Source organism: Rhizobium sp. PP-CC-3G-465, from assembly GCF_004343445.1.
Classification (GTDB): Bacteria; Pseudomonadota; Alphaproteobacteria; order Rhizobiales; family Rhizobiaceae; genus Ferranicluibacter; species Ferranicluibacter rubi.
Genome location: NZ_SLYH01000003.1, coordinates 75,603 through 92,724, shown reverse-complemented (window position 1 = coordinate 92,724; position 17,122 = coordinate 75,603). Strand labels below are relative to the sequence as shown.

Annotated in this window: 19 protein-coding genes; 7 read left to right on the top strand and 12 right to left on the bottom strand. The window is 64.6% G+C overall.

The annotated features are described in order from the left end of the window. Positions 1-74: 74 nt before the first annotated feature. The 6 genes from zapE to sdhC all read right to left on the bottom strand — a co-directional run bounded on the left by zapE (position 75) and on the right by sdhC (position 5,475). Positions 75-1,229, bottom strand: coding sequence for a cell division protein ZapE (gene zapE, locus C8J33_RS14665; RefSeq protein WP_132664738.1), 1,155 nt, complete (start codon positions 1,227-1,229; stop codon positions 75-77). Between the two features lie 79 nt (positions 1,230-1,308). After that, positions 1,309-1,857: a protease inhibitor Inh/omp19 family protein gene (locus tag C8J33_RS14660; RefSeq protein ID WP_110801187.1), complete on the bottom strand. Its 549-nt coding sequence runs from the start codon at positions 1,855-1,857 to the stop codon at positions 1,309-1,311. A gap of 160 nt (positions 1,858-2,017) precedes the next feature. After that, complete coding sequence (locus tag C8J33_RS14655) at positions 2,018-2,797, bottom strand: succinate dehydrogenase iron-sulfur subunit (protein ID WP_110729908.1); 780 nt, start codon at positions 2,795-2,797, stop codon at positions 2,018-2,020. A gap of 26 nt (positions 2,798-2,823) precedes the next feature. After that, entirely contained in the window at positions 2,824-4,686 is a 1,863-nt protein-coding gene (sdhA, locus tag C8J33_RS14650) for a succinate dehydrogenase flavoprotein subunit (protein WP_132664737.1), read from the bottom strand. A 4-nt stretch (positions 4,687-4,690) separates the two neighbouring features. Beyond that, complete coding sequence (gene sdhD, locus C8J33_RS14645; RefSeq protein ID WP_110735417.1) at positions 4,691-5,071, bottom strand: succinate dehydrogenase, hydrophobic membrane anchor protein; 381 nt, start codon at positions 5,069-5,071, stop codon at positions 4,691-4,693. Positions 5,072-5,082: 11 nt separating this feature from the next. Then, a complete protein-coding gene (sdhC, locus tag C8J33_RS14640) occupies positions 5,083-5,475 on the bottom strand; it encodes a succinate dehydrogenase, cytochrome b556 subunit (RefSeq protein WP_110800998.1) in 393 nt (130 codons plus the stop codon). 301 nt (positions 5,476-5,776) lie between these two features. Here sdhC and C8J33_RS14635 point away from each other — a divergent pair, with 301 nt between their 5' ends. Then, on the top strand, positions 5,777-6,286 hold the full coding sequence (locus tag C8J33_RS14635) for a hypothetical protein (protein ID WP_132664736.1): 510 nt from the start codon (positions 5,777-5,779) through the stop codon (positions 6,284-6,286). A 30-nt stretch (positions 6,287-6,316) separates the two neighbouring features. Here C8J33_RS14635 and C8J33_RS14630 read toward each other — a convergent pair whose 3' ends face one another. From C8J33_RS14630 to tsaD, 5 genes are read right to left on the bottom strand one after another with little or no spacing between them, the layout of a single operon-like run. Next, the gene (locus C8J33_RS14630; protein WP_132664735.1) at positions 6,317-7,018 is read right to left on the bottom strand and encodes a class I SAM-dependent methyltransferase; all 702 of its coding nucleotides are present in this window, start codon (positions 7,016-7,018) and stop codon (positions 6,317-6,319) included. Further along, positions 6,958-7,401, bottom strand: coding sequence for an EVE domain-containing protein (locus C8J33_RS14625; protein ID WP_132442067.1), 444 nt, complete (start codon positions 7,399-7,401; stop codon positions 6,958-6,960). The genes C8J33_RS14630 and C8J33_RS14625 overlap by 61 nt, the downstream gene beginning before the upstream one ends. 6 nt (positions 7,402-7,407) lie before the next feature. Beyond that, complete coding sequence (locus C8J33_RS14620) at positions 7,408-7,698, bottom strand: YciI-like protein (protein WP_110729916.1); 291 nt, start codon at positions 7,696-7,698, stop codon at positions 7,408-7,410. A gap of 18 nt (positions 7,699-7,716) precedes the next feature. Next, a complete protein-coding gene (locus C8J33_RS14615; protein ID WP_132664734.1) occupies positions 7,717-8,721 on the bottom strand; it encodes an NAD(P)H-dependent glycerol-3-phosphate dehydrogenase in 1,005 nt (334 codons plus the stop codon). Continuing rightward, on the bottom strand, positions 8,718-9,812 hold the full coding sequence (gene tsaD / locus C8J33_RS14610; RefSeq protein ID WP_132664733.1) for a tRNA (adenosine(37)-N6)-threonylcarbamoyltransferase complex transferase subunit TsaD: 1,095 nt from the start codon (positions 9,810-9,812) through the stop codon (positions 8,718-8,720). The genes C8J33_RS14615 and tsaD overlap by 4 nt, the downstream gene beginning before the upstream one ends. Before the next feature lie 75 nt (positions 9,813-9,887). On the opposite strand from tsaD, the gene hemC reads away from it, so the two are divergent. From hemC to C8J33_RS14585, 5 genes are all read left to right on the top strand, one after another. Further along, positions 9,888-10,817, top strand: coding sequence for a hydroxymethylbilane synthase (gene hemC, locus C8J33_RS14605; protein WP_132664732.1), 930 nt, complete (start codon positions 9,888-9,890; stop codon positions 10,815-10,817). Between the two features lie 4 nt (positions 10,818-10,821). Continuing rightward, on the top strand, positions 10,822-11,523 hold the full coding sequence (locus C8J33_RS14600) for a uroporphyrinogen-III synthase (RefSeq protein ID WP_165929824.1): 702 nt from the start codon (positions 10,822-10,824) through the stop codon (positions 11,521-11,523). Positions 11,524-11,610: 87 nt separating this feature from the next. Then, positions 11,611-12,936: a COG4223 family protein gene (locus C8J33_RS14595; protein ID WP_132664730.1), complete on the top strand. Its 1,326-nt coding sequence runs from the start codon at positions 11,611-11,613 to the stop codon at positions 12,934-12,936. 11 nt (positions 12,937-12,947) lie between these two features. After that, positions 12,948-14,678, top strand: coding sequence for a heme biosynthesis protein HemY (locus tag C8J33_RS14590; RefSeq protein ID WP_132664729.1), 1,731 nt, complete (start codon positions 12,948-12,950; stop codon positions 14,676-14,678). Positions 14,679-14,800: 122 nt separating this feature from the next. Continuing rightward, positions 14,801-15,277: a TerB family tellurite resistance protein gene (locus tag C8J33_RS14585; protein WP_092989507.1), complete on the top strand. Its 477-nt coding sequence runs from the start codon at positions 14,801-14,803 to the stop codon at positions 15,275-15,277. A gap of 31 nt (positions 15,278-15,308) precedes the next feature. Here C8J33_RS14585 and C8J33_RS14580 read toward each other — a convergent pair whose 3' ends face one another. Then, on the bottom strand, positions 15,309-16,550 hold the full coding sequence (locus C8J33_RS14580; protein ID WP_132664728.1) for an MFS transporter: 1,242 nt from the start codon (positions 16,548-16,550) through the stop codon (positions 15,309-15,311). 257 nt (positions 16,551-16,807) lie between these two features. Here C8J33_RS14580 and C8J33_RS14575 point away from each other — a divergent pair, with 257 nt between their 5' ends. Then, a complete protein-coding gene (locus C8J33_RS14575; RefSeq protein ID WP_092930705.1) occupies positions 16,808-17,110 on the top strand; it encodes a YggT family protein in 303 nt (100 codons plus the stop codon). Positions 17,111-17,122: the final 12 nt, after the last annotated feature.

The following is a 17,122-nucleotide window of genomic DNA, read 5'->3' as shown; positions in this document are numbered from 1 at the left end:
CAACCGATACTTTTGGAGTGAGGTTTTTCAATCGTTTAGATCAATATTTTCTTACGTAAACGTAAGATATTCGGTCACGAATTCTTCGCATTTGCAGCATGCGCGCCGGCATATTCGCTGCTTTGCAGTTCGATCAGGCGGGAAACCGTCCGGTCGAACTCGAAGCCTTCCGTGCCGCGCTTGACGGTCAGGAGGTTCTCCGGGCGCGCTGCGGCCGATGCGAACAGGCGCGCGCCCTGGTCATAGATCGTATCCACCAGCATGATGAAACGCTTGGTTTCGTTTCGCCGCTCGGGGTCGAGCAACGGGATGTCGTCGATGAAGATGACACGGTAATGCGACAGGATGGTGAGATAGTCGGTCGCACCGAGCGGACGGGCGCAAAGATCCGCAAAGGAGAAGCGTGCGCAGTCACCGGCCGCGGATGGAACGTGGATCGTGCGGCCCTTGAAGGTGAGATCGGCGGGGGCGGGCGTGAGGCCCGCCGTTGCCTTCGCCCAAGAGGTGTCGATTGCCTGACGGGCTGCATCGTCGAGCGGAGAGGACCAGACGGGCAGGCCGCTGGTCTTCTCCAGGCGATAATCCGTCTGCGTGTCGAGTGGCACGACGTCGGCGTGAGCACGCAGGAGATCAACGAAGGGCAGGAAGAGCGAGCGGTTGAGGCCGTCGCGATAGAGATCGCCCGGCTCGACATTGGAGGTGGCGACGAGGACGCAGCCGCGCTTGAACAGTTCCCCGAACAGGCGCGACAGGATCATCGCATCGGCGATGTCGGTCACCGAAAACTCGTCGAAGCAGAGAAGGCGGGCTTCCGCATAGATATCGGCGGCGACGGGCGGCATCGGGTCCGCGTCCTTCGTCTCGCCGTTCTTCAGCTTCTGGCGGTGCTTGAAGATGCGGTCCTGCACCTCGGCCATGAATTCATGGAAATGCGCCCGCCGCTTGCGCTCGATCGGTACGGTCTCGAAGAAAAGATCCATGAGCATTGTCTTGCCGCGCCCGACGCCGCCATAGAGGTAGAGACCCTTGATCGGCGGGCGCTGGTCTCGCTTCGAGGCGAAGAGCCAGCCGAGCGCATTCGACTTGCGGTTGGCGCGGCTGGCGGCCAGGTCTGTGGACAGGCGGTCGAGGCGGGTGGCAATGGCAAGCTGGGCCGGATCGCGGCGCATGTCGCCGCTGGCGATGCGGACCTCGAGGCGTCTGGAGATGGTGTTCTCGGCGTTTGGCACGCGCAGCCTTCCTGGCCATCAGAAGAAGAAGCCCGGCAAGGGCCGGGCGCTGTAGATCTCGGCTTCGATCGCTCGGGGATCAGCGGCTCAGGCTGACGGGCTGGCCGCCATTGGTCTGGCCGTCGTAGCGGGAATCGGCCGTCTTGTAGAGACGGGCGAGCGCGTTGCCGCTGCGGTCCTTGAGGACGACCTGCTTGCCGGCCACTTCCCAGGAGCCCATCTGCGTCAGCTCACCGGCGCAACCGCGGGTTCCTCCGCGCGAGCCGGAGCCGAGATTGGTCAGCGTCAGGAACATATCGCAGGAGCTGCCGCCATTGGCGACGCGCCAGTTGCCGACCATGGATTCCTTGGTGACGTCCAGCGAGGCTGCGGGTGCTGCCGAAGCCCCGGGGGGAACCTGCGCGCCGCCGAGGGCCGCCGTCTGGTTGACGGGCGCTGCCGGAAATTGGGAGGTGTCGCCGCTCGTCGGAGGCGGCAGGGCGCCGCCGGAAACGGAGGGAACGGGCTGCGCCTGCAGGGGGGCAGGCCCACCCATGTCACGCTGGTCGAAAGCGCCCACCGACGTGCGCTGGCATCCCGAAAGGGCCAGCACCGCCACCAGACCCGCCGCAACATGATATGCCCGCATTTCGAACTCCCGGTCGTCTCGCATGAAAAATGAACGTTCGAGACAGATATAGGCCGGATTAAGGTTAATCGACCTTTAAGACTGCTGAAAAACGTCCTTTCCTACAGCCCTGTGGCGTACAGGAAACGCCGATCCGCGTTTCCTCTCGTAAAATGGCCCTCTAGACGCGGCGTTCGACCATCATCTTCTTGATCTCGCCGATCGCCTTTGCCGGGTTGAGGCCCTTGGGACAGGTCTGCGCGCAATTCATGATGGTGTGGCAGCGATAGAGGCGGAAGGGATCTTCCAGATTGTCCAGACGCTCGCCCTTGGCTTCGTCGCGGCTGTCGATCAGCCAGCGATAGGCCTGAAGCAGGACGGCCGGGCCGAGATAGCGATCGCCGTTCCACCAGTAGCTCGGGCAGGATGCCGAGCAGCAGGCGCAGAGAATGCACTCGTAGAGACCATCGAGCTTGGCGCGATCGTCATGGCTCTGCTTCCACTCCTTGGCGGGAGCCGGCGAAACCGTCTTCAGCCAGGGCTCGATCGAGCGGTGCTGGGCGTAGAAGTTGGTGAGGTCCGGCACGAGGTCTTTGACCACGGGCATATGCGGAAGGGGATAGACCTTTACCGTGCCCTTCACGTCGTCCATGCCCTTGGTGCAGGCTAGCGTGTTGGTGCCGTCGATGTTCATGGCGCAGGATCCGCAGATCCCCTCGCGACAGGAGCGGCGCAGCGTCAGCGTCGGGTCGATCTTGTTCTTGATGTAGAGCAGGGCATCGAGAACCATCGGGCCGCAATCGTCGACATCGATGAAGAAGGTGTCGATCGACGGGTTCTTGCCGTCGTCGGGGCTCCAGCGATAGACGCGGAATTCGCGGGTGTTCGTCGCGCCGGCGGGCTTCGGCCACACCTTGCCCTCGGTCATCTGCGAGTTCTTGGGAAGTGCAAGTTCAACCATATCTGTTTTCCTTGACCGGGCTTCCGTCAGTAGACACGCGCTTTGGGCTCGATCTTGTAGGGATCGATGCCTTCCGCGAGCAATTCGGTGTGAACCGGGCGATAGTCGAGCTTGACGTCGCCGGCCTCATTGACCCAGGCCAGCGTGTGCTTGCGCCAGTTGACGTCGTCGCGGCCGGCGAACGGACCGGAGGTGTAGTCCTCGCGTGCGTGGCTGCCGCGGCTTTCCTTGCGGGCTTCCGCGCCGACGACCGTAGTGATGGCGTTGGCCATCAGGTTTTCGAGTTCCAGTGTTTCCACAAGGTCCGAGTTCCAGATCATCGAGCGGTCGGTGACCTTGATGTCGGACATTTCCGACCAGATGGCGCTCATGCGCTTGCAGCCGTTTTCGAGCGATTCCTGCGTGCGGAACACGGCGGCGTCTTCCTGCATCGTGCGCTGCATCTTTTCGCGCAGAACCGACGTCGGTGTTCCCCCGCTGGCATAGCGCAGCGTGTCGAGACGGCCGACGATCTTGTCGCAGGCGGCCGTGTTCAGCGCCGGGATCGGGCTCGCGCGGTCGATGACCTCGCCGGCGCGAATGGCGGCGGCGCGGCCGAAGACCACGAGGTCGATCAGCGAGTTGGAGCCGAGGCGGTTCGCGCCGTGCACCGAGGCGCAGCCGGCTTCACCGACGGCCATCAGGCCGGGGATGATGCGTTCCGGATTTTCGCCGTCGGCATTCAGCACTTCACCCCAGTAATTGGTGGGGATGCCGCCCATGTTGTAGTGGACGGTCGGCAGAACCGGGATCGGTTCGCGCGTTACATCGACACCGGCGAAGATCTTGGCGCTCTCGGAAATGCCCGGCAGGCGCTCGTTGAGAACGGCGGGGTCGAGATGGTCGAGATGCAGGAAGATATGGTCCTTCGCCTTGCCGACGCCGCGGCCTTCGCGGATTTCCAGCGTCATGCAGCGCGAGACGACGTCGCGCGAGGCAAGGTCCTTGGCAGACGGTGCATAGCGCTCCATGAAGCGCTCGCCTTCGGAGTTGACGAGGTAACCGCCTTCGCCGCGTGCACCCTCGGTGATGAGGCAGCCCGCCCCATAGATACCGGTCGGGTGGAACTGAACGAACTCCATGTCCTGCAGCGGCAGGCCGGCGCGCGCGATCATGCCGCCGCCATCGCCCGTGCAGGTATGGGCCGAAGTGGCGGAGAAATAGGCGCGGCCATAGCCGCCGGTCGCCAGCACGACCATCTTGGCCGAGAAGCGGTGGATCGTGCCATCATCCAGGCACCAGGCGACGACGCCGGTGCAGCGGCTGCCGTCGTCCGACATGATCAGGTCGAGCGCGAAATACTCGATGAAGAATTCGGCATTGTGCTTCAGCGACTGGCCGTAGAGCGTGTGCAGAATGGCGTGGCCGGTCCGGTCGGCGGCAGCGCAGGTACGCTGCACCGGCGGGCCTTCGCCGTAATTCTGCATGTGGCCGCCGAATGGGCGCTGGTAGATCTTGCCTTCGGCATTGCGCGAGAAGGGCACGCCGTAATGCTCGAGCTCATAGACCGCCTTTGGCGCTTCCATGGCGAGATACTGCATGGCATCGACGTCGCCGAGCCAGTCGGAGCCCTTGACGGTGTCATACAGGTGCCACTGCCAGCTGTCCGGCGTCATGTTCTGCAGCGAGGCGGCGATGCCGCCCTGGGCTGCGACCGTATGGGAACGCGTCGGGAAGACCTTGGTGATGCAGGCCGTCTTGAAACCCTGCTCGGCCATGCCGAGCGTGGCGCGCAATCCGGCGCCGCCGGCACCTACGACGATAACGTCGTAGGAATGGTCGACATACTGGTAGGCCTTACCGTTGATGGAAGTCGGGCCGTTGACGGACGGTGCTTCGGTCGATGCCATGGTTTTATCCTGCAAAGGCGAGCTTCAGGATGGCGAAAAGACAGAGCCCGCCAACCGCGATCGCGAAGAATGTATTGAGCATGAGAAGGACGATCTTGATGCCTTCGGCGTGAACGTAATCTTCGACGATCACCTGCATGCCGATCCGCATGTGGGTCAGGGCGGAGATGACGACAAGGGCCATGACCACCGCGACGAAGGGATTGGCGAGCGCTGCGACCACGTCTGCATGCGGCGCGCCGGCATAGGTCATGATGAAGACGACGAAGAAGATCAGAAGGGGCACGTTGGCGACGGCCGTCAGGCGCTGGCGCCAGAAGTGGTCCGTGCCTTCCTTGGCCGAACCGAGACCGCGGACCTTGCCGAGTGGTGTGCGCATATCCATGATCGGAGCCCTCAGCGAACGATAAAGCCGACGATCCAAAGAAGGAGCGTCACGGTGATGGAGCCGATGGCACTGGCGATGGCGAGCTTGGTCGAGAATTCCTTCTCGTAACCATAGCCCATATCCCACATGAAATGGCGCAGACCGCCGAACATGTGGTGGATCAATGCCCAGGTGTAGCCGAACAGGATGACCTGGCCGATGATGGTGCCGAAGAACCAGCTGGCCCAGTCGTAATAGGCCGGGCCGCTGGCCGCTGCGATCAACCACCAGGCGACGAGCACCGTGCCGAAGTAGAGCGCCGCGCCGGTGATGCGGTGCACAATCGACATGAGCATGGTCGGAATGAGTTTGTAGATTTGAAGATGCGGCGAAAGCGGCCGGCTTTTGGTGACATTCGTCATCTGAACCTCACGGAACGACCGGTCAATCGTCCAAAAACTAGACTTTTTATATCCGGTTTGCGCAGGGATTGCGCAGCATTCAGTTGTGGCGAGCTTTAATCTTCGGCAGGGGTCTTCACAAGCCTGTTTGCGGTGCGAAAGAAAATTAATCGATTAGAGACGGAGGTTTATCGGAACGACCGTTAAACGGCATTTTAACGATTAAGCATATCCGGCGAAATCCGATGCAACCGCCTGACTTTCACGACGACCTGCTCCAGATTGCTCTTAACGTTTTGTTAAGATCCGTCGGAGGTTCATCATGGTTCGGGACATTTCCCTGCGATCGGTCGCTGTCGCGTTTGCCCTTGTCTTGTCGGCGTTCGGACATGCCGAAGCGAGGGACGAGGGATATCGCGGACTGTATGATCCCGCGCAGCAGGACCAGCGCGAACAGAGATCCGGCGTACGCCTTCAGGGCGATCGGCAAGCGGTGCCGGATTATCGCGTCGTGCGCGGCACTTTCGATGGCGAGCGCCGATATCGTGTGCGGGAGGATGCGACGGGATATCGCCGCGGTTGGCGCGCCCCGGCCGCCGTCATCGTCGGGTCCGGGCGATATTCCGGCAATGCGAATGGCTGGTATCGCAGCGGCGCCGGCAGTTATTTCAGCATCACGAACTACGACGAGGATATCGGCTACGGCGCCGTCGAACGGGATGTCGCGCCGGAAACACGGAGCCGGGTCATCACGGTCGATCGCGGTGCGGCTCGCCGCAACGACACCGCCTGCAGCTTCGAGGCGGGTGTCTGCGTCATTCGCGGGCGCTGAGGCGGCAATGCCGAGCCGGTTCGTGGCGATCTAGCGGAACCGCCAGACGGTGGTCTTCTTAACCTCGCTGTCTTCGAGTGCCCGCGTTACCGGAACTTCATAGGTCGCAAGCGGCTCCATGCGGTCGCGGGGACAATAGGCGCGGCCGGGATCACCGACGATGACCTCGATGCCGCTTGCAACCAGATCCTCGAACCAGGGTATCAACCTGTCGGTAAAGGCCTTGTCGTAGAAGACGTCACCGGCAAGGAAGACGTCGCAGACGATGGGCTGGCCGATCCGATCCGCGTTCTCGTGCATGATGACAACATCGTTCAGCTGCGCATTGAGCGCGATCGCGGTTCCCGTCCAAGGATCGGTATCCAATGCCAGGACCGATGCCGCGCCGGCCTTTATGGCGGCGATCGCCACCAGCCCGGAGCCGGAGGCGAAATCGACGATTGTGCGGCCCTCGACGATCTCCGGGTGATCGAGCACATAGCGGGCAAGGCCCTGTCCCCCGGCCCAGGCAAAGGCCCAGAAGGGCGGCGGCAGGCCGATGGCGTCGAGTTCGTCTTCCGTCTTCAGCCAGAGGTCGTGCGCCTCGCTCGCCAGAAACAGCCGCACCTCGGGAACATGCGGTGGAGCAACAACGCTCGTGTTCTCGCGGATGAAGCGTTCGGGGTCCGTCTTCACGCGGGGGGCGATTCCGGCGGATTGTCGAGGCCGCCCATGCGGCAGACTTCGCGCCATTCTTCTTCCGTTACGGCCTGCACGGACAGGCGCATGGAGGTGACGAGCTGCATGTCCTTCAGCCGCTCGCTGGCCTTCACGTCCTTCAGCGTAACGGGCTTCGGCATGTCGCAGACTGCGCGGATGTCGACGCAGTCCCAGCGGGCGTCGCCCTCTGCCGTCGAGTCCGGATGCGAGAGGGCGCAGACCTCGGCGATACCGACGATCTCAAGGCCTTCGTTGGAGTGGTAGAAGAAGCCCTTGTCGCCGATCTTCATGGCCCGCATGTTGTTGCGGGCGAGATAGTTGCGCACGCCGGTCCATTCGGTGCCGGCTTCGCCGGCATCCTTCTGCATGGCCCAGGACCATTTGAACGGTTCGGATTTCCAGAGCCAGTAGGCCATCGCACGTCACTCCGGCTTGTTGAAGACCCAGTTCCAGGCCTTGACCTCGACGGAGGCGAAGAGGCCGGCCTTGGCGTAGGGGTCTTCGGCGAAGATCGCGGTCGCCGCTTCCTTCGTTTCCGCCTCGATGATGACGAGGCTGCCGTTCGGCTTGCCGTCGTCGCCCAGGAACGGGCCAGCGACTTTCAGGATACCACGGGCATTCAGGTCGTCGAGATAGGCGACGTGGGTCGGCCGCGTGTCGAGGCGGATCTGGAGTGCGCCTTCATTGTCTGTGCAAAGGGCTGCAAAGAGCATGGTCGTGCCTTTCCGAAGCTATTCTTGAGTGATGGGGCGGGACATGAGCTGTTCGAGTGCCGTTTCCACGTCGATGGTCCCGTCGATCATGGCGGCGACGGCGAAGGTCAGCGGCATGTCGAGGCCGAGGCGCCGGGCTTCGATGGCCGCAACCGAGGCCGCGAGCGCGCCTTCAACGAGATCGACGGTCGGCTGGGCCGCGCGGCGCTCGCGACCGAGCGCGATGCCGTAGCGCAGGTTGCGCGATTGGTGGCTTGTGGCGGTGAGAACGAGATCGCCGAGCCCGGAGAGGCCGCGAACCGTGTCGCCCCGGCCGCCGCAGGCCGCGACGTAGCGCGAGAGTTCGGCAAGGCCGCGGGCGATCATAGCGGCCCGGGCGGATTCGCCAAGGCCTGCGCCCTCGACAATGCCACAGGCGATGGCCAGCACGTTTTTCAGCGCGCCGCCGAGCTGTACGCCCGTGCGGTCTGCGGAGGGGTAGAGGCGGAAGGTCGGCCCGGACAGGGCGGTTGCGAGCCGTGCGGCGCGCTCCGCAGAAGCGGATGCGATGACCATGGCGGTCGGCAGGCCGGTGGCGATATCGGCGGCAAAGCCGGGGCCGGAGAGGACGGAAACCTCGAGGTCGCGCAGTTCCTCGGCGACGACGTCCGTCAGTAGCCGGCCGGTGCCGCGTTCCAGCCCCTTGGCACAGATAACGATGTCGGCGCCGGGCGCGAGATACGGCCGGAGCGCTTGCGCGGCCTCGCGCTGCGCCTGCGACGGCATGGCGAAGAGAACGATGCCGGCGGTGGAAACAGAGGCCGGGTCTGCGGTGGCGAGAAGGCTTTCGGCCAGATCGATGCCGGGCAGTGCGTCCTCGTGCCGGCGGCGGGAGAGGATCGCGTCGGCGACGTCCCTTTTGCGGGCGATGAGGGTCACCTCTGATCGGCCGGTGCGGGCGATGACGGTAGCAAGCGCCGTCCCGAAGGCGCCGGCGCCGACGACGGCAACCTTGTCGGTCGCGGGAGTGTTCGCCTCGCTCATGCCTTGGCGCCCCGCTTGCCGAAGCCGAGCAGGGTTTCGGCGTTCCCGTCGAGTGGCCAGCGCGCGCGGGGCGAAACGGAGAGATCGTCGGCGGGCAGGCCTGCGGCGATGCGTTCGGCGCCTGCCCAAGCGATCATGGCGGCATTGTCGGTGCAGAGGTGGAGCGGCGGCGCGACGAAATCGAAGCCGTTCTTGTCGCAGAGGCTGTCGAGCGTCACGCGCAGGGCCTGGTTGGCGGCGACGCCGCCGGCAACGACGAGCGAGGGCCTGCCGACATCCGGGTAGGTTTCGCGGAAGCGCTGGAGGCCGCGGCCGATCCGGTCCTTCAGCGTGCGCGACACCGCATGCTGGAAGGAGGCGCAGATGTCGGCGATATCCTGCTCTCCCACCGGAGCGATCGCTTGCGCCGCTTGCCGCACCGCGGTCTTCAGGCCCGAAAAGGAGAAGTCCAGCCGGGCTTCGCCGACGAGCGGGCGGGGGAAGGTGAAGCGTTCCGGATTGCCGCGTTTCGCGGCCCGTTCCACGGCCGGGCCGCCGGGATAGGGGAGGCCCAGAAGCTTTGCCGTCTTGTCGAAGGCCTCGCCCAGCGCATCGTCGATGGTTGTGCCCCAGCGCTCGTAGTCGCCGGTGCCGCGCACCAGCACCAGCTGGGTATGGCCGCCGGACACCAGCAGCATGAGATAGGGGAAGGTGAGCCCGTGCGTCAGGCGTGCGGTCAGCGCATGGCCTTCGAGATGGTTGATCGCATAGAGCGGCTTGCCCGCGGCGCGCGCCATCGCCTTGCCGGTCATGAGGCCGACGATCAGCCCGCCGATCAGGCCCGGACCGCTTGTTGCGGCGATGGCATCGACCTGCGACAGCGACATTTGCGCGCGGGCGAGCGCTTCGGCAATCAGCGTATCCAGTGCCTCGACATGCGCGCGGGCCGCAATTTCCGGCACCACGCCGCCGTAGGCGCTGTGCTCTTCGAGTTGGCTCAGCACTACGTCTGAAAGGATTTCACCGCGTCCGTCCGTGTCGCGCAGCACGACGGAAGCGGCGGTTTCATCGCAGCTCGTCTCGATGCCGAGAATACGCAGGGGCCGGTTCATGGGCGGGTTACTCGAAGATTGCGGTCGGGAATAAAGGGGGATACACGGACCTCCGGTAACAACGGATCGTAGCGGATGCAAACGAAACCTTTCCGGATCGGCACGCGCGGCAGCCGGCTGGCGCTGGCTCAGGCCCATGAGACGCGCGACCGGCTGATGCTGGCGCATGGCCTGCCGGAGGAGATGTTCGAGATCGTGCCGCTGTCGACGGCGGGCGACCGGATCACCGATCGCGCACTGTCCGAAATCGGCGGCAAGGGCCTCTTCACCCAGGAACTGGAAGACCAGCTTCTGGCGGGCACCCTCGATTTTGCCGTTCATTCGGCAAAGGACATGGCGACGCGCCTGCCGGACGGTCTGTTCCTCTGCGCCTTCCTGCCGCGCGAGGATGCCCGCGACGCCTTCATCGGCGGCACCGCGCCGACTCTTCTCGCCCTGCCGGAAGGGGCGACGGTCGGCTCGGCCTCGCTGCGGCGGCAGGCGCTGATCCGCAGGCTGCGGCCGGATATTAACGTCATCGTCTATCGCGGTCTGGTGGAGACCCGGCTGCGCAAGTTGGCCGAGGGCCAGGTGGATGGTACGCTGCTCGCGCTTGCCGGGCTGAAGCGGCTGAATCTGGAAGGTGTCGCCACCGAGATCCTCGATCCCACCTATTTTCCGCCGGCACCCGCGCAGGGTGCCATTGCTGTCGAAAGCCGGATCGGCGATACTGTCATCAACGATCTCCTGTCAGCCATTGACGATCCACGAACGCATGAGGCCGTGACCTGCGAGCGGGCTTTTCTCAATACGCTCGACGGTTCCTGTCGCACGCCCATAGCCGGCTATGCGATTTCCGACGGGGAGCGGATCTCGTTCTCCGGCATGATCCTGACGCCGGACGGGACGCAACATCACCGGGTTTTCGCCGAGGGGCGGGCGGTCGATGCGGCGAAGATCGGCGCTCAGGCGGGCGAAGACATTCGGGCCGATGCAGCGCCCGGCTTCTTTTCAAGCTGGGTCTGAACGCGTGCGCGTCCTCGTCACGCGCCCGGAAACCACAGCGGACAACACGCTCCGACGGCTGGCGCTTGCCGGCCATGAAACGCTGCTTCTGCCGCTGAGTGAGGCGGAGCATCTGCCGATCCGGGCGACGGCGCTTGCCACATCGGGTGTTGTCGCCACCAGCGCCGAGGCGTTTCGGGCGCTGCGCCAATCTCCCGATGCGCTGTCGTCGCTGACGCCCTTTCCGGTCTACTGCGTGGGGACCGCAACGGCAGAAGCGGCGGTTGATCTGGGCTTTTCCCACGTGCGGGTCGGTCCCGGCGATGCGACGGGCCTCGCGGAATTGATCCTGCGTGATCGCGGCACGCAAACGGGCATTCTTCTCTATCTCGCAGGCACGCCGCGGTTGCCGGAGCTGGAAACGCGCATGACGGTTGCCGGCGTGCCGCTGCAGGTTCGTCTCGTCTATCGCATGCGGCCGGTCGTGCGGGCGCTGGGCGAGTTTTCCGCGCACGTAAAGGCTTTTCACCCGGAAGCGGTGCTGTTCTACTCGCGGGAAGCGGCCCGGCAGTTCTTTTCCGAGATCGCCCCGGCAATGTTGGCAGACAGCGTGCGAATCCTCTGTCTCGGCCCCCGGATTGCCGACGCTGTACCGCCCGGATGTCGCCATGTGGAGATCGCGGTGCGGCCGGACGAGGACGCATTGCTCGCTCTCATCGACGCTTGAATCGCGCAAATCGACCGGTGGGGCCTTTCCCTCGCCGGGGTCGGTGTCTAGGTTTATGCTGTTGACCTCACGCATAGAGAAGAGAGCATGGATCCGGAGAACCCGCCGCGCCGCACCAAGCCCGATCAGGAGCCGCTGACGATCGATCTGCATGCCACGCCGGATGCGTCGCGACCGGAGGACGTGGACGCTCGCCCAGATACGACAGAGCCGGTCTCGTCCGATGACGCGGTCGTGAGAGACGCAGAGATCGCCGCGGCCGCGCGTGATCCTGCCGAGAGCATTCCCTCCGATGGCGAGGCCCCGACCGAGACGTTTCACGAAAAGAGCCGGCAGACCGAAGCCGAAGATGAGGCGCGCGCCGAAGCGGCTGCTGCGGTTTTTGCCGAGGAGCCTGCATCCTCAGCGCGCCCTGATGCGGCCTCCGTTCCGCCGACACAGCCGGCACGTTCTTCGCAGTCTGCAAGCCCATCGCGCTCCGGTGCACTGGCGGCCGGCATTCTTGGTGGCCTGATAGCCCTCGCCGGTGCCGGCGTGCTGCAATATGCCGGGATCGTGCCCTCGATCGGCCCTTCATCGTCCGGGACTGCCGATTCGGGACGCGATCTCGGCGCCGAGGTCGAAGCATTGAAGGCACAGGTTTCGGCAGCAGGTTCGTCTGGTGGCGACGGGCTGGAGCAGCGGCTCGCCGCAGTCGAGCAGAGCGTCGGTGCGACCGGCGAGGCGTCCGGTGCCGACACTCTGAAGGTGCAGATCGAGAGCCTGACGCAAGAGCTTGCAACCGTGAAATCCGGTCTCGCCGACCAGAGCCGAGCGGCTGAGACGGCGACGTCTGAGCTTTCGACACGCATCGAGGAAGCGGAGAAGAAGCTTGAGGAGCCGGCAAGCGATGTCCAGCTTGCCCGCGCCATCGCCGTGACGGCGCTGAAGACGTCGATCGACCGCGGCGGGCCGTTTCTGGCCGAGCTCGACGCTCTGAAGAGCATTTCGCCGGATGATCCCGCCATCGCCGGTCTGGCCGATGTCGCGCCGCGCGGCGTCTCGTCGCGCGCAGACCTGACGCGCACCTTCCCCGATACGGCCGATGCGATGCTCGCGGCCATTCGTGGAGCCGATCCGAATCAGGGCATCTTCTCGCGCCTCGTGGACAGCGCCGCGTCCGCCGTGCGCGTTCGCCCCGTCGGCAGCGTCGAGGGCACGGGGCCGGAAGCCGTCGTCGCCCGGATCGAAGATCGTCTGACGAACGGCGACCTGAAGGGCGCGAGCCTCGAATGGGACGGCCTGCCGCAGCCTGCCAAGGATGCCGGAGCCGAATTCCGCACGAAGCTCGACGAACGCATCAAGGTCGAAGGCCTGATCGACGCCGCCGTGGCCGGAGCCGCAACCGGCTCCACACCCGCCAAACAGGGCTGAGGAGAGCCGATTTGATCCGTATTCTCATCTTCGTCCTGATCGTCCTTGCGCTCGGCGCAGGCTTCTCATGGCTTGCCGATCGGCCAGGCGAACTCTCGCTGATCTGGATGGGCCAGCGCATCGAGACCAGCCTGATGGTCGGCGCCACGCTTCTCGTCGCGCTCATCGCGGCCATTCTGTTCGTGGTCTGGCTTGTCCGCGTCATCTGGTTCTCGCCGCACTCGATCGCCCGGTATTTCCGTGTTCGCAAGCGCGACCGTGGCTATCAGGCGCTCTCGACCGGGCTTATCGCAGCCGGTGCCGGCGATGCGATCCTTGCGCGCAAGATGACGGCGCGCACACGCGGGCTGTTGTCGGCCGATCAGGAACCGCTGATCCATCTTCTCGAAGCGCAGACGGCGCTGATCGAGGGCAAGCATGACGATGCCCGGCGGAAGTTCGAGCGGATGGCCGAGGACCCGGAAACGCGCGAGCTCGGCCTGCGCGGGCTTTATCTCGAAGCCAAGCGTCTCGGTGCCAACGAAGCGGCCCGGCAATATGCCGAGCGCGCCGCCGACAAGGCGCCGCATCTCGCCTGGGCGACCTTAGCAACGCTCGACGAGCGCAGCCAGGCGGGCCGCTGGGACGAGGCCGTGCATCTGCTCGACCAGAGCCGTACCAGCCATGTCATCGACCGCAAGGAAGCCGACCGCAAGAAGGCGGTTCTTCTGACAGCCCGTGCGCGCGAAAAGCTCGATGCAGACCCGAAGGCGGCTCGCGACGATGCGTTGGCCGCGCTCAGACTTGACGGGACTCTGGTTCCGGCCGGCCTGATCGCCGCTAAAGCGCTGTTTCGCGAAGACAATCTGCGGAAAGCGGCCTCCGTTCTTGAAAAGCTGTGGAAGCAGGCGCCGCATCCCGAGGTCGCCAAGGCCTATGTTCGGGCGCGGAGTGGCGATTCGGCCGTTGATCGGCTGAAGCGTGCCCGCAAGCTGGAGGCGTGGAAGCCGAACAATGCCATCTCGCTGATGGCGGTTGCGGAAAGCGCGCTGGAGGCTCGCGAACTGGCGTTGGCTCGCTCCATGGCGGAAGCGGCTGCCCGTATTGCGCCGACCGAAAGCGTTTTCCTGCTGCTCGCCGATATCGAGGAAGCCGATACCGGCGACGACGGACGTATCCGTCACTGGATGAACCAGGCGCTGAAGAGCCCGCGCGATGCCGCCTGGATCGCCGACGGCGTCGTGTCGCAGGAGTGGCTGCCGGTTTCGCCGGTCAGCGGACGCCTGGATGCGTTTGAGTGGAAAATGCCCGTCAATACCATCGACGGACCACTTGAGGACGGTGGCGTCAGCCGTGGCGAAGCCGCCATTCGCAGCCTGCCGCCGGTTGCGACACCTGTCGTCGCCCCGGACCGGATCGAGCCGGAAGCTGTCGTGACCGTACCGGAAGTGCCCGTGGAGACGGTGGAGCGGACGGCGGCGATTGCCGTTCCCGTTCCGACCGAATCGGTCATCGTTCACGAGCCGATCGAGCCGGCGCGTTCCGTCGTTGTTACGCAACCTGAAGAGGCGACGCGCAAGGAGCCGGTGAAGAAGGACGAGGGTGCGGTTGCAGCCAAGGTTCCGGCTCAGCCGGTCTCCGGTGCCACCTCTGCGGAGAAGCCTGCGGAAGCGCCGGTCGAGCCGTTCTTCGGCCGGCCGCCGGATGATCCCGGCGTGCGCACGGATAGAGTTGCAGAAAAGACGACATTCAAACTTTTCTGATGGTTCGGGGGCCCTGCGGGGCCCCTTTCCGCGTTTGCGGCGTGAATAGGGCTGGACCCGGCATTCAGCCTCGTCTTTCCTGTCGGCATCAACGACCTCTTCCCGTGAGCGCCGCGCAACCCATGTTTGATCGTATCCGCACTTTCATCGACAGTCTCACCGGTGCCGAGCACCCGAACCCGATCGAGGCCGGCGATCCGCGTATCGCCATAGTCGCCCTCTGCATTCAGGTGATGGAGGCCGACGGGCACGCCGACGATATCGAACGTCGCAAGGTGCGCTCGATGATCAAGGAACACTACACGCTGGACGATGCGGCGCTCGATGCGCTGATCGCCGCTGGTGAGGATGCCGAGAGCGAGGCGATCGACTTCTTCCGCTTCACCTCCGATATCAAGCGGCACTTCAGCGAAGAGCAGCGGATTGATCTCGTCGGGATGCTGTGGGAGATCGTCTATGTCGACGGCGAGCGCAGCGAGATGGAAGATCACGTGATCTGGCGGATCGCCGACCTGCTCGGCGTTTCCGGCCGCGACCGCATCATGAAGCGGCAGGAAGCCGCAGCGAAATCCGACATCGTGGAGACGGCGGAGCACTGACGGGTTCGACCTCCGTCATCCGCAAAGCGTCTTATCGCTTCGTCTCGGGCGCATCCAGCGTGTCGATCCGGCGGAGCTGTGAGAAGCCCAAGGACCAGAGCACGGCGACCAGCAGCGTGCCGGCGCCGCCGATGACGACAGCCGGGACCGCGCCGAAGGCGGATGCCATCATGCCGGCCCGGAATTCTCCCAGCTCGTTCGAGGCGCCGACGAAGACCATGTTAACGGCGTTGACGCGGCCGCGCAGCTCGTCCGGCGTCCACAGCGTGATCAGCGTTTCCCGGACATAGACCGATATCATGTCGGAGGCGCCCATGATGACGAGCGCCACGATCGAGATCCACGGTGTGGCGGACAGGCCAAAGACGACGGTGGCGAGGCCGAAGAGCGCGACGCCTACGAACATCAGCACGCCGGCGCGATGGCGGATCGGATGGGCGGCCAGCCACATGGCCATGCCGACCGCGCCGACGCCCGGGGCCGCGCGCAGGAGGCCGAGACCCCAAGGCCCGAGATCGAGGATATCGCGGGCAAAGACCGGCATGAGTGCGATGGCGCCGCCGAGGAGAACGGCGAAGAGATCGAGCGAGATCGCGCCGAGCACGATTTTCTCCGCCTTGATATAGCGAAAACCGGCGGTGATGGCCTGCCAGCTTTGGGCTGTCTGGCTGTTTTTCTGCGCGGGCTTCGGGATGGCATAGACCATGACGACGCTGGCGGCGAAGAACAGCACGGCGACGCTGTAGGGAACGGCCGGCCCCAGCGCATAGATGAGGCCGCCGACGACGGGGCCGACGATCATCGCCGTCTGCCAGGAGGTGGAATTCCAGGCGATCGCGTTGGCCAAATCCCGCTCCGGCACGAGATTGGGCGCGAGCGACTGCGAGGCCGGCGCGAGGAAGGCCCGTTCGATGCCGAAGACGACGAGGATGGTGTAGACCGGCCAGAGGGTGAAGGTGCTGGTGAGGGTGAGGGCAAGGAGGGCCGCCGCGCAGAGTGTGCTCACGCCCATGCAGATGCCCATGATCATGCGCCTGTTGTAGCGGTCGGCGACCGAGCCGGTGACGAGGATCAGCACCAGTGACGGCAGGAACTGGAAAAGGCCGATGAGCCCGAGGTCGAACGGATCGCGCGTCAGGTCGTAGATCTGCCAGCCGACGGAGACGCTGACGATCTGGATGGCGAAATAGGCGAGGAACCGGGCGAAGAAGTAGCGGCGGTACCCGACATGCCGAAAGGCGGCGTAGCGGTCTCCGGTTTCGACGATGGACATGAACTGGTCTTTCCCGGCCTCTGGTGCATCGGCCCGTTCGCTGGGCGCGGCCGTTGCGCTGTCTTAAACATGTTGCCACACCGCGCGCGACGCAGGGTTGCCGCTTTCGCTGCCAGTGTCTACATGTCAGTCAACACCTGCACAATGCCGCGCTCCCGGAATCGGGTCGCGCGGAAAATGCTGTGCAGCCATGAATGTTGGAACGACGGTCGCCCATCGCCGATGGCGCACGGCGGTCCAGGAACCGGAGGCCCGGCATGCTCGCCGTCATCGCAACACTGAACTTCATCATCAATATCGCCTGGTTTCTGATCATCGCCTCGGCGATCTTTTCCTGGCTCTACGCCTTCAACATCATCAATACGAACAATCAGGCGATCAGCATGATCGGCCGCTCGCTCTACCAGCTGACGGAGCCGCTCTACCGCCCGATCCGCCGGATCCTGCCGAACATGGGCGGTGTCGACCTGTCGCCGCTGGTGGTGCTGGTCATCCTGTTCTTCCTGCAGCAGCTTTTGAACACGACGATCGCTCCAGCCCTGCTCGCACCGAGCTACTGATCGACATCTCGT